The following is a 13,873-nucleotide window of genomic DNA, read 5'->3' as shown; positions in this document are numbered from 1 at the left end:
CCTTACTCCTTTGTTTGCTGTTCATGGGTGAACTTTAAGTAACTTAGGCTCGTGACGTGGGTGAACAAGTAGTTGGCCGCGATTCCTAAGGCCGTGCCCGCGCACAGGCCGATAATCGATAGGACTGGTAAATATAACATGACCGTCCACGTCTTAGCAATCAGACTGGCGACCACTAATTGGCCGACGTTATGCATGACGCCCCCGGTCGCGGAGATACCGATTAAGCTGACGCGTTTGGGTCCGAGCTGTTTGACTAAGACCATCGCGAAGAGGCTCAAAAAGGCGCCGCCGAAACTATATAAGAATGTCGATAAAGTGCCACCAAGTAAGGCCGTTAAAATGACCCGTAAGAACGTCAACGTGATGACGTCACTAAATGATAAAGTGAAGATAGCGACGACGGTAATCAAGTTAGCGAGTCCTAATTTGGCACCGGGGGCAAAGGCAAACGGGAAGGGGATGAGCCGTTCCAGTAAGCCGATGACCACGCCTTGGGCCACCAACAGGGCAATATAAATATTGCGATGGACTTTATTGGATTGTTCAAATGAATTATTCATTACCTTACTCCGTAACTAGGCCGTTGCCACCTGATTGGGTGTGACCGGTACTCGATTTGATTTCGATTAGTAGTTTATGTGGCAAACAGACGATCGTTTGACCAGGCTTATGGATCCAGCCACGACGCACACAGACTTGGTCGGTACAATTGGCCTTAGTGATGGCCACGCGCTTCGTCTCAAAGGTGACCGTGTTGTAATCGCCATCCTTGGCCCGATACGTATAATGGCGCGTTTTTTTTAAGTTAGTTAAATTAACCTTTTTCAAGACCTTACCATCATGTGAAACGACCGCGGTATACGTTGTGCCGGTCGTTTTTTGGTGGGCTTTTTTAGCAACTTTAGCGGCTTGTTCAGCCTGTTGCTGTTTTTGATAGGCAAAAATAGCGTGGGGCGTAAACGACAAAATAAGTAGGGCAATGATGATGATAATATCAAACGGCCGAATCATATCGCCGTAGCGTTTGAGCGTGTGCCAGTGTCGGCGCCAATTCTTCATCGTTTACGCCTCCTTTCATTAATATATTAATTAGTGTTAATCGCTGTTTTCCTTTGAATAAAAAATGGTTCAAGGTAAAAGCTACCCTTGAACCATCGGGAAACTATTCAATTAATTATACCGCATCTAACGGGTTTTAACACCATCGTAGTGGGAACGAACGTTGCCGTACCACCAGTGCCCGAGGTGTTTTTGCATCCACGGAACGACCCAGTAATCCAACCCAAAGGTCCGACCAGAACCGTTCATTAAGGCTAAGGCCACAAAGACCATCCAAATGTTGACCCAGTAGAACATCCCTGACAAGCAGAAGACGACCACTAAACCAATCGTGATGGCGTTGGCTAACCAACTGAAGAGGCCAAAGAAGATACATAAGGCGATAATGATTTCGACACAAGTCATAAATTTCTGGAAGAACAACGCCATTTGCATGTTTGGTACGAAGAACTTCGTAATTGATTCGAACCAGTGGGGCATCTTATCGAAGACCATCAATGGTTCCTTACCGTACATGTAAGATAAACTGAAGACGCCTTTAGCGGTCTTCGTGACGGCTTCACTAGCACCAGAAGTGGCACTCGTGGCTTTGCTAGCAGCTTCACTAGCGCCGGAAGTTGCGGCCACTTGTAACCAAGTAAATGGTAAGCGGAGTTTGTCGGTAAACCACGATTCGTTACCTTGGACCTTCGTCCAGCAATCCCAAAGCCACATGGCCCCATAGAAGAAGCGGAGTGGCACACTCCATAAGACGTTCCCGGCCCGCGAAGTCCAACCGCGAAAGACGTTGCGGCCGTTGCGAGTACGGAAGAATTCGTGCATAAAGTATTGGAACAAGTAGTAACCAGAGAAAATCTGGCAGTAGTACATCCAGTTGATGGCATGCTTTAGTAAGACGGCGATGAAACCAGAAACGTTCCACTTTTCAAGCACTTGCGCAACCGCGTACTTGGAACCAATTGAATCAACGGAGGCTTGATAAGCACCCTTGAAAGGCTTGATTTCCTTATCCGTGTTGTCGACGTTCTTGATAATCCCTTCAACCGCTTTAGCAGCCGTTTCTTCGGCCCCTTGAACGATTTGTGGGACGGGACGTGGTTGGTCAGGTTCTTGATAGCTCGTCGAATCCCCAGCTAAGAAGACGTTATCGGTGTCTTTAGCTTGCATGAATTCGTTAGCCATCAAACGGCCACCACGCGGGTTAGTTTCAATACCAAACTTCTTGACGATACTGTTAGCACGAACCCCGGCGGTCCAGATTAACGTGTAAGTTGGGATTGGTTCTTTATCCTTCAACGTAACGTGATCTTCAAAGACTTCCGTAATCATGGAGTTGGTCATAATATCCACACCATGTTTGGTCATGTACTTTTCAGCCTTGCCAGCTTGCGTCCGATTTAACATGTTAATAATCGTTGGCGCTGCTTCGACAAGTTGTAACGTAATTTCACTAGGATCGAGCTTATTATCCTTAGCTAAGACGTCGCGATATTCAATTAATTCACCAATCAATTCTGAACCGGTAAAACCAGACCCACAAACGGTCAAAGTCAACATGGCTTTGCGTTTAGCTGGATCTAGTTCAGCGGCCCCACGCCGAATGATGTAAGCCAAATGGGCCCGTAAGGCCATGGCTTGTTCAAATGACCACAATTCGTAGCCATGTTGCTTGACCCCGGGCGTCCCGAAGTCATTGGATTCGCCACCCAAACTAATTAACAGTTGATCATATTGATAACTGCCATTTTCGGTGGTGACTACTTGTTTGTCCTTATCAATGTCCGTAACGTTATCCGTTACTAAGCGGACATTCTTGCGCCGGGAAAACAGCCGTTGCAAATCGTATTGGATATGCTCTGGGTCAACCCGTTCGGTCGCTACTTCATGTAGTTCAGTCATATACGTGAAGTAGGAGTGCCGGTCGATTAACGTGATTTCTACGTCAGGGTTCTTTTTAAAATGCTTAGCCAATTTTTTGGTGGCATAAACCCCTGCGAAACCCGCGCCGACAACGACAATATTCTTCTTTGCCATTGCGTAACAACTCCCTTAATCTAAAAATAAGATAAAAAATAATAATTCCAATTACAATTATATAAGTAATGTAAACGTTTGTCTATGAATTATCAATAAGAATGAATATTAAATCACATTATTTGTCGCCGGAATAGTGTGGTATGAAAGCGCAGCTAATAAACCGCTACCATTTAGCTTGTCCGTAGGTAAAAATACAAATTTTTTTATAGAATATAATTGACTATTGGGAGTTTAAACGTTAAGATTAATGTGAATTTTCATACAAAAAGGTTAGGAGTGGGATTATTATGAAGTTTAAGTCAATTATTACGAGCGCATCAGTTGTAGCTATTTCCGCATTAGCATTAGCAGGTTGTGGGAGCAGTTCTTCATCAAGTTCTAGCTCATCATCATCGGAGAAGAGTTCTTCATCAAGTTCATCATCAACGACCAAGGTTGCTAAAATGACCGCTGGTAGCAAGATGAAGGCGGGGACCTACAAGCTTGAAGAAGAAAACTATACTTATGGTTACAAGACGAAGTTTAGTATTACCGTTAATAACAAAGGTAAGATTACTAAGTCAAACTTCGACCAAGTTAACAAGAGTGGCAAGTCCAAAGTTGACGACACTAGCTATAACAAGAAGATGAAGAAGGGTTCCGGGACTGATCCTAAGACGTACGAACCTAAATTGAACAAAGCCTTAGAAGGGGCCGCAGCTACTGGTAACGTTGGGACTATCGACGTTGTTTCTGGTGCTACTGAATCTTCCAAGACATTCCAAAACTATGCTCAACAATTAATTCAAGCGGCTCAAGCTGGGAACAAAGCAACCATCAAGATCAACAACGGTGCCAAGATGAAAGACGGTACTTACAAGTTGAACGAAAAGAACTACTCACATGGTTACAAAGTAACGTTCTCAATTACGGTTAAGAACAACAAGATTACGAAGTCAAACTATGACAATGTCAACAAGAACGGCAAGTCTAAGACAACCGATGCTTCATACAACAAGCAAATGAAGAAGATTGCTAAGACTGATCCTAAGACTTATACGCCAGCCTTGAATAAAGCCTTAGTTAAGAACAGTGATCCTGCTAAAGTGGACGTCGTTTCTGGTGCTACTGAATCATCAAACACGTTCATCTTATATGCGGAACAATTACAAAATGCCGCTCAAAAGGGTGACACTAAGACGATCACGGTTGATAACATGGTCTTCTCTGAATAATATTTGAACAGTTGATTATCTTGAGGCCTGGGACGGTTTGTCTCAGACCTCTTTTTAGGCTAGTGGAATGATTCACATGAGAGAAGATTGATAGCGTAAAAGTGAGTTGACGTCGGCAAAAAAGCGCCATCAAATCGCTAATAATTTGGTATAATTACGATTGATATTATTTAAGGGGACGTTAGGCGATGAAACTGCGGAAATGGATTCAAGTAGGACTAGTGTTAGCATTAATGGTACCGTTAACAACGGCGTGTGGAAGTCAGTCAACTAAAAAGACAACGAGTTCGCGACCTAAGCCGACCAAAGTCATTCAAACGCCGTATGAAAATACGGAGTTCATGATGGGGACGGTCGTCACGTTGCGGGTTTATAACAAGGGTAAGCAATCAGCGGTTGACGGGGCGTTTAAATTACTAAAAAAAGAAGCCAAGGAAGTCACGACCAATGCGAGTGGTTCTGAGATTGATAAAGTCAATGCCGCCGCTGGCAAGCATCCGGTCGTCGTCAGCAAAGATGTCTATCCGATTTTGAAGGCTGCTTACTATTATAGTAAGAACTCCGACGAATCATTTGATATGGCGATCGGTTCTATCACGCAATTATGGCGGATTGGCTTTTCCGATGCGCGGGTCCCGAAGCAATCGGAAATCGACCGCGAAGTGAAGTTGGTCGACTATACTAAAGTTAAGTTAAACGATAAAAAACGGTCCGTTTATTTGGAAGAAAAGGGCATGAAGCTTGATTTAGGTGGGATTGCCAAAGGTTATATGACTGATCAAGTTCACAAGTACTTCTTAAATCACGGTGTCTCGACGGCCATTATTGACTTAGGTGGGAATATCTTTGTCATGGGTGATAGTCCTAAAGGGACGAAATCTGGGGACTGGACCGTTGGGATTCAAGACCCTAAAGAATCTCGGGGGACCGCAATTGGTTCAATTCCAGCTAAAAACATGTCGATTGTGACTTCTGGGATTTACGAACGGTATCTCAAGAAAAATGGTAAGATCTATAGTCATTTGATGGACCCTAAGACGGGGGCACCTTACCAAAATAACTTAATGGGGGTTTCCATCATCTCCAAGAAGTCGACCGATGGTGATGGGTTATCCACGGCCACGTTTGATAAAGGCTTAAAAGACGGAATGAAGTACATCAACGCTAAAGCCGACCAAGGCATCGGCGCGATCTTCATCACCAAAGACCGCAAAGTCTATGTTTCTAACAACTTGAAGAAAAAATTCTCGTTATTTAGCGATAGTGGCTATAAGTACGGTTCTGCAAGTGATTTGAAATAACTGAATATGGTATGATATAGACCATAGTTGCGTGTCGTTTAATTATTGATAGCAGTATCTGAATAGATAAGCTTGCTGTCAATACACGACTGGTTATGTTAATTCAGGAGTAGTATATTAGCCGGAAGCCAGTTGGCACGGCGCTGTGAAAATGTTCTAAGTGCGCGTTGTGTGCGCACTTAGAACATGGGTCGTGTTGGGTGACTTGTGGGCTTTGCAAGGCACCCAACCGCCTGACAAGACCGCTCCTTGGCTTGGCAGGGTGGCCACACAGTGGTGTGCCAACTGGCTGGAGGCGGCAATAAAAACAAGAAAGAAATGAGGGACAACGGTGAGTCAGATTATTGACGTTGCACATTTAAATTATCGTTACCCGCAACAGTCAGCGGATGACTTGACGTTAAAAGACATTTCGTTTTCCGTGGCCGCGGGTGAATGGGTCGCCATTGTCGGCCATAACGGGTCCGGCAAATCGACCTTAGCGAAAAACTTGAACGGGTTGTTAGCCCCCGCATCCGGAACGATTACGGTCGATGGCGAAGTACTATCTGAAGATACCGTTTGGAATATTCGTAAAAAAATCGGGATGGTTTTTCAAAATCCTGATAACCAATTTGTTGGCGCAACCGTGGCCGATGATGTCGCGTTTGGCTTGGAAAATCAAGGCGTGCCCCGTGATGAAATGTTAGCACGGGTCGCGGCCGCCTTGAAGCAAGTTAATATGAGCGACTTTGCCACGCGGGAACCCGCCCGTTTGTCCGGTGGGCAAAAGCAGCGGGTCGCTTTAGCCGGCATGATTGCGGCCCAACCACAAATTTTAATTTTAGATGAAGCCACTTCGATGCTCGATCCTCGGGGTCGCGCCGAAGTGTTACAAACGATTCAAGCAATGAAGGTAGCCGGCAATTTGACGGTGCTTTCGATTACGCATGACATCGATGAAGCGGCGAGTGCCAATCGGGTGCTCGTTGTTAACGATGGTGAACTAAAAGAGGAGGGGACGCCGGCAGAAATTTTTCGCCATGGCCCTGAACTTATTAAAATGGGCTTGGATATGCCATATGCTGAACGGCTCAAAGCAGCGTTGAAACGGCAAGGCGTCCAAGTTCCAGCCGATTATTTAACGGAGAAAGGGATGGCGGACTGGTTATGGCAATTGAGTTCAAACAAGTAGATTTTACTTACCAACCGGGCACCCCTTTTGAAACGAAAGCGTTGGCCGACATCAATGTCACGATTCCAACTGGGTCGTATACCGCGTTGATTGGGCACACTGGGAGTGGTAAATCGACGTTGTTACAACATTTAAACGCCTTATTGAAACCAACGAGCGGGACCGTGCTCATCGGCGACCGTGAGATTACCCCGGCGACGAGTAATAAGGACTTAAAGTCACTGCGGCGTAAAGTGGGGATTGTCTTTCAATTTCCTGAAAGTCAGTTATTTGAAGAAACGGTCGCTAAAGATATCGCTTTTGGACCGCAAAACTTTGGCGTGAGCGAAGCCGATGCGTTAAAAACGGCTGCTGACATGTTAGACTTAGTCGGTTTACCGGCGACGTTACTCGACCGCTCACCATTTGATTTATCTGGCGGTCAAATGCGGCGCGTCGCCATCGCTGGGGTGCTAGCGATGCAACCCCAAGTGTTAGTCCTCGATGAACCGACGGCGGGACTCGACCCGCAAGGCCGGCTCGATATGATGGAAATGTTTGCGCAGTTACGCCATGACCAAGATTTGACGGTCGTCTTAGTGACCCACCAAATGGATGATGTGGCTAATTATGCCGATCATGTCATCGTGATGGACCAAGGCCGGGTCGTTAAAACCGGGACGCCGCGTGACGTGTTCCAAGACCCTGAGTGGTTATTAAAACACCAACTCGGCTTACCGAAAACGACGGCATTTGCGCGGCAACTCGTGCAAAAAGGGTTGCATTTTGACCAGTTACCGTTGACCGAAGATGAATTGGCTGCTGATTTAGTGGCTCAACTACCGGCCAGCGCGTTTGGAGGTGGGTCAACCGATGATGAATAAACTAATCTTTGGGCGTTATATCCCTGGAGATTCGCTCATCCACCACATGGATCCCCGCGCCAAATTATTACTGAGTTTTTACTTTATTGGGATTATCTTTATCGCGAATAATTGGCAAACCTATATCGTATTATTTGCCTTTACGTTACTGGCAATCATGCTGTCCGGTGTCAAATGGTCATTTTTCATCAACGGGGTCAAACCGTTGATTTGGCTAATTCTGTTCACCGTGCTGTTGCAAGTCCTGTTTAGTGCGAGTGGTGGTCACGTTTATTTCCACTGGGGTATCATTACGATTAGCCAGTTGGGCCTGATAAATGGGGTCTATATTTTCTGTCGGTTCGTTCTGATTATCTTCATGTCAACCTTACTGACCTTAACGACGCCACCACTGGAATTATCAGATGCGATTGAATACATTTTGATGCCGTTAAAAGCGGTCAAATTTCCCGTATACGAAGTGGCCTTAATGTTGTCAATTGCGTTACGCTTCGTGCCGACCTTGATGGACGAAACGGAAAAGATTATGAATGCGCAACGGGCGCGTGGGGTCGATTTCGGTGAAGGCAACATTTTCCAACAGATGCGCGCGATTGTACCATTACTGATTCCACTGTTCGTCAGCTCATTCAACCGTGCTGAAGATTTAGCAACGGCGATGGAAGCGCGCGGCTACCAAGGCGGCGAAGGTCGCAGCAAGTTCCGCATTCTAAAATGGCAAAGCCGCGATACCTGGGCGACCCTCAGTTTCGTCGCCCTAACCGTCGTTTTAGTATTCTTGCGCGGGTAGTTTTACGCCACCCCGTGGCAGTTGATGCTGCGCTGTGGGGCGACCCCTGGGGCCAAAATGCGGTCCCCAGCGGCGGTTGCCAGCCTTACCAAACCCGTAAGTCTAGCAACACGACCCATATTCTAAGCGGCCCAAAAAGCCCGCTAAGAATATCGACACAGCGCAACATCAACTGCTACGGGGCTAGATTGACTACGGTGGTGTTAAGATGTGCTCAACATGCTGTAATCGTATTAATGAACTGAGATACGGACTATTGCTAAATAGGTGCTGACGGTTTACGAGATAATCGCTAAGCCGTTCAATCGTGATTGAAAATATAGCCGGAAGCTGGTAAGTGGGACACCGTGAAAAAGTTCTTAACGAGTGTTTTTTGCTCGTTTAGAACTTGGGTCGTGTTGAGTGACTTGTGGGTTTTGCAAGGCACTCAACCGCCTGGCAAGACCGTACTTTGGCTTGGCAGGGTTGCCCCACGGTGGTGCACTTACCAGCTGGAGGCGGCAATAACACAGAAACTGACGAAAATAAATTGACGTGGCGAAAGGGCTGCGCCAATTTTTTGTGATTATGGAGGACATTTTGACAACGAGGTATAAAGTAACATTGGCTTATGACGGGACGAACTTTGCCGGCTTTCAACGCCAACCCGGGCAACGGACCGTCGAGCAAGTTTTTAGTAAGGCGGTTAATAAAATGGCCAAAGATCCGGCTGAACCGGTCGTTGTTTTCGGCGCCGGTCGGACCGATGCGGGCGTGCATGCCTTTGGACAAACTGTGCATTTTGATTTACCATATGAAATTAATGCGGAAGGCGTCCGGCGGGGACTGAATAGTCTGTTGCCGGTCGACACCATCGTTAAAACGGTCGCTATCGTGCCACAAAGCTTCCATGCACGCTATGATACTGTGGGGAAGCGGTATTGGTACCGGGCGTATCAAAACGAGTTTGTCGACCCGTTTAAGCGCAATTACACGGGGCACTTTAAATTTCACGCCGACATCGAACGAATTCAACAAGCCTTACCGGATTTAGTCGGGAAACACGACTTCACGACTTTTGTGGCGTCCGGCTCCCAAGCTCATGACCATGTGCGGGAAATTTTTTCGGCCGAGGCGTGGGCTTTGCCCAATGAGGATGAAATTCAATTTGAATTTTGTGGAAGTGGCTTTTTATACAACCAGGTCCGCATTATGGTGGCCGTCTTGATGGAAATCGGGCAAGGCCGGCGCGCAGTCGATTGTATTCCGCAATTGTTAGCTGCTAAGAATCGGGAACAAGCCCGGGGGACCGCCCCAGCGTCGGGATTATACATGAAAAAGGTTTATTATGAGCAAAGTGAGTTACAAGCCGACCTAAATAATCATTGACTTCCAACGCTAAATTGGGTAAACTAATCGTTGGTATTGTTTGCCCCACGATAAGCCCCGGAAATCTTATTGAGTGTCAAACAAACACAGAAAATGGAGGAACACAACGTGCGTACAACATATATGGCTAAACCAGGTGAAATTGATCGTAAATGGTATGTAGTTGATGCAACCGATGTACCTATGGGTCGTCTTTCAACTGTCGTAGCGTCAATCTTACGTGGTAAGAACAAACCAACATTCACACCAAACGTGGATACTGGTGACAACGTTATCGTTATTAATGCAAGCAAGGTCGCTTTAACTGGTAAGAAGGCAGAAAAGAAGATTTATTATCATCATACTGCCTATGCTGGTGGTTTAAAGGAACGGACTGCCGGTGACTTCTTAGCTAAAGAACCAGAAAAATTGATTGAAACTTCAGTTAAAGGTATGCTTCCTCACAACTCTTTAGGTCATAAAATGGGCTTGAAGTTGCATGTTTATGCTGGTGCAGAACATACGCAACAAGCACAAAAGCCTGAAGTTTTGGACATTACTAACTTAATCTAAGGAGGAAACTACATTGGCTCAAGTACAATATCGCGGCACAGGCCGTCGTAAAGATTCAGTTGCCCGAGTACGTTTAGTACCAGGTTCTGGTAAAATTGTTATGAATGATAAGTCTGTTGAAGACTACATTCCATTTGCAGATATTCGCAAGGAATTGTTACAACCATTCGAAGTAACGGAAACGTCAGATCAATATGATGTTTTAGTTAACGTCAATGGTGGTGGGTTCCACGGTCAAGCCGGCGCAACTCGTCATGGTATCGCTCGGGCATTGCTCGAAGTTGATCCAGATTTCCGCGGTCCTTTGAAGCGTGCGGGTCTCTTAACTCGTGATGCTCGTATGAAGGAACGTAAGAAGCCAGGTTTGAAGAAAGCCCGCAAGGCTGGACAATTCTCAAAGCGTTAAAATTTTTCGAAAATACGTTGTTATATCAACATTTTCTGGCTATATGAAAAAGTCTCACTCTTCGGAGTGGGGCTTTTTTTTCGGATAAAATGGTGTTTTTGAATAATGGCCCTCCAGTCCGGCGGTCAGTGTTCACGAACTGCGACCGGTTGGCGCCAAAGTGCGGTCACCAACCTCACTTTCAAGCTCCGCCCAACCCGCGAATCTTGAAAGATGCCGGTTCGCTAAGCCGAGAAGGTCACTCAGCTAAGCGAACTTTCAGCACGTTCACACTGACCGCCGGACTTCCGGGTGGCGCCAAAATCATTCAAGCCACAATTTAGGCGAGCTTACTTTTCGTATTGCCGAGGTGTAGGTTTCTAGGGAAATGCCTATTGTAATTTGTATCATACATGTCAGAGTATCGGCATTTCAGATGAATTCACGAGTAACTAAGTAATGTCGCGTTGAATTTGTTGCCAGATTCGAGCAGTTTCAATCACTGATGGCAATCTATCGGAAAGTTAGCTGAGCATATAGGTCGAAGGCGAGTAGGCAAGCGCGCTAAACTGTTATACAATAACGATAGCGAATATAAGGGGAATTATGACGGATGGCAAATAAAAAAGTAACAATCAAGGACGTCGCCCGTGTGGCGGGGGTGTCAATTACGACCGTCTCACAAATCTTGAATGGCACCGGTGGTCGTTTTAGTGATGCCACGGTGGCTAAAGTCAAGAATGCCAAAGCGGAATTACATTACGAAGCGGATTATTTTGCGCGTCGGATGATCGTTAAGAAAAGTAAGACGATTGGGGTGTTAGTCCCAGACATTACTAACCCATTTTTCAGTGAATTAGTGCGTGGGGTTGAAAATATTTTATATCAAAAAAAGTTTATTACGATGCTGTGCAATGCGGATTTAGATACGGCTAAAGAACAGGCATATTTAACAGAACTCAGTCATCGTGGGGTGGATGGCTTTATTATTGCGAGCTCGGCAATTCCTAACGAGGCGATTGACGAAATCTGGCAACAGCAGCAACAACCGTTAGTAGTTTTGGATCAAAAACAGGCTGCGGGAATGAGCGATGCGGTGACGAGTGATGACCGGACCGGGGGACAGTTAGCGGCCCAGCATCTCAAAGACTTAGGTCATCAACAGATTGCGGTGTTAATGCCCGCCCAAGCTACTGAAAATATCCAAGCACGGTTAGCCGGTATACAAAAGGTCTATGACCCTGCAGCGATTACAGTCATTCCGACTGAGCTATCCAAGTCAGCTGGCAAAGCCGCGGCCCCAGCGTTGATTGCGTCACCTGCCACGGCGGCGATTACGGTCAGTGATGAGATTGCGTTTGGCTTGTATCGCGGCTTAGCAGTCGCCGGCAAGCGAGTACCAGCTGATTATAGTATTGTGGGTTATGATAATGTCGAAATGAGTCAATATGTGTCACCTCAATTAACAACGGTCGCCCAACCGATTTTTGAGCTCGGTCAGACGACGGCGAAATTATTATTAGCTCGCATTGAAAACCCAACGACACCATGGGTTGAGCGCCAGTTACCAGTCAAATTAATGCTAAGAAATTCAACGGCACGCTTGAATTAATTTTCAAGACGTGCTATATTTTTGTCATCGAGTTAAAACGTTTTACTAAAACGTTTTAACGAAAATGTATCCGCTTTATTTAGCAATTGGAGGGATTATCAATGAGCACAATTACAGTAATCGGGAGTATTAATTTAGATCGGACGGTTCGGGTTAAGCACATGCCTAAGCCGGGTGAAACCATCCATACGAAAGAAGTCTTTTCTGCTGGTGGGGGCAAGGGGGCTAATCAAGCCGTCGCCGCCAAACGTTCGGGCGCTGACACTAACTTTATCGGAGCGGTCGGTGACGACGATGCCGGCAAAGTCATGCTGGATTTATTAGACCAAGAAAAGATTAATCTTGATGGTATTCAAACGATTAAGAATATGGCTACTGGTCAAGCATATGTTACCGTCGATGATGCTGGTGAAAATCAAATTATGATTCATGCCGGTGCTAACGACGCGTTTACCTCAGATTACGTTCAATCTAAGGCCGGATTAATTGAAAATAGCGATTTGTTAATTGCTCAATTTGAAAGCGCTGTCAGCTCAACCATCACTGCTTTCAAAATTGCCCAAGCGGCTAATGTCCCAACCATCTTAAATCCAGCCCCGGCCATGGCGAAAGTGCCCGCCGAGTTGCTGGCAGTGACGGATATGATTATTCCGAATGAAACGGAAACCGAAACCTTAACCGGTGTGACGGTGACCGATGAAGCTAGCATGTTAGTAGCTGCTGAAAAGTTACACGCGTTAGGGATTGCCGCCGTTATCATCACCATCGGTAGCAAAGGTGCCTTTTACGATGTTGCGGGTCGCCACGGTATTGTGCCCGCCTTTAAAGTTAAAGCGGTCGACACGACTTCCGCCGGGGATACGTTTATTGGGGCGATGAGTAGCGCCTTGAATCCGGATTTTAGTAACTTAGAAGCAGCGATTCGCTATGGTAACTTAGCGTCATCATTGGCAGTCCAACGCTTTGGCGCCCAACCATCGATTCCATATCGGCACGAACTTATTGAGAAAGCAGAGGCTTAACATTATGAAAAAAGGAACCGTAATTAACTCAGATATTTCACGCGTGATTGCACAAATGGGCCACTTTGATAAACTAAGTATTGGCGATGCGGGTATGCCAGTACCGATGACGACTGAAAAAATCGATTTAGCCGTTCAAAATGGAATTCCTAGTTTCATGCAAGTGTTAAATAACGTTTTGGCTGAATTAGAAGTTCAACGTATTTATTTAGCCGAAGAAATCAAAACGGAAAATCCAACGATGTTACAACAAATTCAAGATCGGTTACCAGATACACCGATCACCTTCATCCCGCATAGTGCGATGAAGCAAGATTTAAACAATTGTCGGGCCTTCATTCGGACTGGTGAAATGACCCCATACGCAAACATTTTATTAGAAAGCGGCGTTACATTCTAAGCGCTGCTTGGCAACGGTAAGAGGAGGAAGATTTACATGAGGTAGATTGTAAAATTAATCCGAACGCTGTTCGGACAAAAAAGATCAGCTTCC

Annotated in this window: 14 protein-coding genes; 11 read left to right on the top strand and 3 right to left on the bottom strand. The window is 45.9% G+C overall.

From position 1 onward, the window contains the following. Positions 1-2: 2 nt before the first annotated feature. From DY78_RS10070 to DY78_RS10060, 3 genes are all read right to left on the bottom strand, one after another. Complete coding sequence (locus DY78_RS10070) at positions 3-563, bottom strand: Gx transporter family protein (protein ID WP_024624505.1); 561 nt, start codon at positions 561-563, stop codon at positions 3-5. Positions 564-567: 4 nt separating this feature from the next. Beyond that, the gene (locus tag DY78_RS10065) at positions 568-1,062 is read right to left on the bottom strand and encodes a NusG domain II-containing protein (protein ID WP_024624504.1); all 495 of its coding nucleotides are present in this window, start codon (positions 1,060-1,062) and stop codon (positions 568-570) included. Between the two features lie 126 nt (positions 1,063-1,188). Further along, positions 1,189-3,096, bottom strand: coding sequence for an NAD(P)/FAD-dependent oxidoreductase (locus tag DY78_RS10060; protein WP_024624503.1), 1,908 nt, complete (start codon positions 3,094-3,096; stop codon positions 1,189-1,191). A gap of 290 nt (positions 3,097-3,386) precedes the next feature. Here DY78_RS10060 and pplA point away from each other — a divergent pair, with 290 nt between their 5' ends. From pplA to rbsD, 11 genes are all read left to right on the top strand, one after another. Next, positions 3,387-4,313 carry an extracellular electron transfer flavoprotein PplA gene (pplA, locus tag DY78_RS10055; RefSeq protein ID WP_024624502.1) on the top strand — a complete coding sequence of 309 codons (927 nt, stop codon included), beginning with the start codon at positions 3,387-3,389 and terminating at the stop codon, positions 4,311-4,313. Positions 4,314-4,501: 188 nt separating this feature from the next. After that, positions 4,502-5,614: an FAD:protein FMN transferase gene (locus DY78_RS10050; RefSeq protein ID WP_024624501.1), complete on the top strand. Its 1,113-nt coding sequence runs from the start codon at positions 4,502-4,504 to the stop codon at positions 5,612-5,614. Positions 5,615-5,945: 331 nt separating this feature from the next. Continuing rightward, on the top strand, positions 5,946-6,788 hold the full coding sequence (locus DY78_RS10045; RefSeq protein ID WP_024624500.1) for an energy-coupling factor ABC transporter ATP-binding protein: 843 nt from the start codon (positions 5,946-5,948) through the stop codon (positions 6,786-6,788). Then, a complete protein-coding gene (locus DY78_RS10040; RefSeq protein ID WP_024624499.1) occupies positions 6,764-7,651 on the top strand; it encodes an energy-coupling factor ABC transporter ATP-binding protein in 888 nt (295 codons plus the stop codon). Before DY78_RS10045 ends, DY78_RS10040 begins: the two co-directional genes overlap by 25 nt. Beyond that, positions 7,641-8,441: an energy-coupling factor transporter transmembrane component T family protein gene (locus DY78_RS10035; protein ID WP_024624498.1), complete on the top strand. Its 801-nt coding sequence runs from the start codon at positions 7,641-7,643 to the stop codon at positions 8,439-8,441. The genes DY78_RS10040 and DY78_RS10035 overlap by 11 nt, the downstream gene beginning before the upstream one ends. 579 nt (positions 8,442-9,020) lie before the next feature. Beyond that, positions 9,021-9,809 carry a tRNA pseudouridine(38-40) synthase TruA gene (gene truA / locus DY78_RS10030; RefSeq protein ID WP_024624497.1) on the top strand — a complete coding sequence of 263 codons (789 nt, stop codon included), beginning with the start codon at positions 9,021-9,023 and terminating at the stop codon, positions 9,807-9,809. Positions 9,810-9,917: 108 nt separating this feature from the next. Beyond that, positions 9,918-10,361 carry a 50S ribosomal protein L13 gene (rplM, locus tag DY78_RS10025; RefSeq protein ID WP_024624496.1) on the top strand — a complete coding sequence of 148 codons (444 nt, stop codon included), beginning with the start codon at positions 9,918-9,920 and terminating at the stop codon, positions 10,359-10,361. 13 nt (positions 10,362-10,374) lie between these two features. After that, positions 10,375-10,767 (top strand): 30S ribosomal protein S9, encoded by a 393-nt coding sequence (rpsI, locus tag DY78_RS10020; protein WP_024624495.1) that lies wholly within the window; start codon positions 10,375-10,377, stop codon positions 10,765-10,767. Positions 10,768-11,359: 592 nt separating this feature from the next. Further along, positions 11,360-12,358 (top strand): ribose utilization transcriptional repressor RbsR, encoded by a 999-nt coding sequence (rbsR, locus tag DY78_RS10015; protein WP_024624494.1) that lies wholly within the window; start codon positions 11,360-11,362, stop codon positions 12,356-12,358. A gap of 101 nt (positions 12,359-12,459) precedes the next feature. Further along, complete coding sequence (gene rbsK, locus DY78_RS10010) at positions 12,460-13,380, top strand: ribokinase (RefSeq protein ID WP_024624493.1); 921 nt, start codon at positions 12,460-12,462, stop codon at positions 13,378-13,380. A gap of 4 nt (positions 13,381-13,384) precedes the next feature. Next, entirely contained in the window at positions 13,385-13,780 is a 396-nt protein-coding gene (rbsD, locus tag DY78_RS10005; protein ID WP_024624492.1) for a D-ribose pyranase, read from the top strand. The last annotated feature ends 93 nt before the right edge of the window (positions 13,781-13,873 follow it).

The sequence above is a fragment of the Lactiplantibacillus fabifermentans DSM 21115 genome (genome assembly GCF_000498955.2).
In the GTDB taxonomy this organism is placed as follows: Bacteria; Bacillota; Bacilli; order Lactobacillales; family Lactobacillaceae; genus Lactiplantibacillus; species Lactiplantibacillus fabifermentans.
The sequence above is the reverse complement of the archived record's forward strand: the minus strand, read 5'-3'. Positions and strand labels throughout refer to the sequence as shown.

Excerpts from the sequence above, each read along its gene's own strand:
- rbsD (WP_024624492.1), top strand. The coding sequence starts at position 13,385 with ATGAAAAAAGGAACCGTAATTAACTCAGATATTTCACGCGTGATTGCA.
- DY78_RS10060 (WP_024624503.1), bottom strand. The coding sequence starts at position 3,096 with ATGGCAAAGAAGAATATTGTCGTTGTCGGCGCGGGTTTCGCAGGGGTT.
- rbsK (WP_024624493.1), top strand. The coding sequence starts at position 12,460 with ATGAGCACAATTACAGTAATCGGGAGTATTAATTTAGATCGGACGGTT.
- DY78_RS10050 (WP_024624501.1), top strand. The coding sequence starts at position 4,502 with ATGAAACTGCGGAAATGGATTCAAGTAGGACTAGTGTTAGCATTAATG.
- DY78_RS10040 (WP_024624499.1), top strand. The coding sequence starts at position 6,764 with ATGGCAATTGAGTTCAAACAAGTAGATTTTACTTACCAACCGGGCACC.
- DY78_RS10070 (WP_024624505.1), bottom strand. The coding sequence starts at position 563 with ATGAATAATTCATTTGAACAATCCAATAAAGTCCATCGCAATATTTAT.
- DY78_RS10065 (WP_024624504.1), bottom strand. The coding sequence starts at position 1,062 with ATGAAGAATTGGCGCCGACACTGGCACACGCTCAAACGCTACGGCGAT.
- DY78_RS10035 (WP_024624498.1), top strand. The coding sequence starts at position 7,641 with ATGATGAATAAACTAATCTTTGGGCGTTATATCCCTGGAGATTCGCTC.
- pplA (WP_024624502.1), top strand. The coding sequence starts at position 3,387 with ATGAAGTTTAAGTCAATTATTACGAGCGCATCAGTTGTAGCTATTTCC.
- rbsR (WP_024624494.1), top strand. The coding sequence starts at position 11,360 with ATGGCAAATAAAAAAGTAACAATCAAGGACGTCGCCCGTGTGGCGGGG.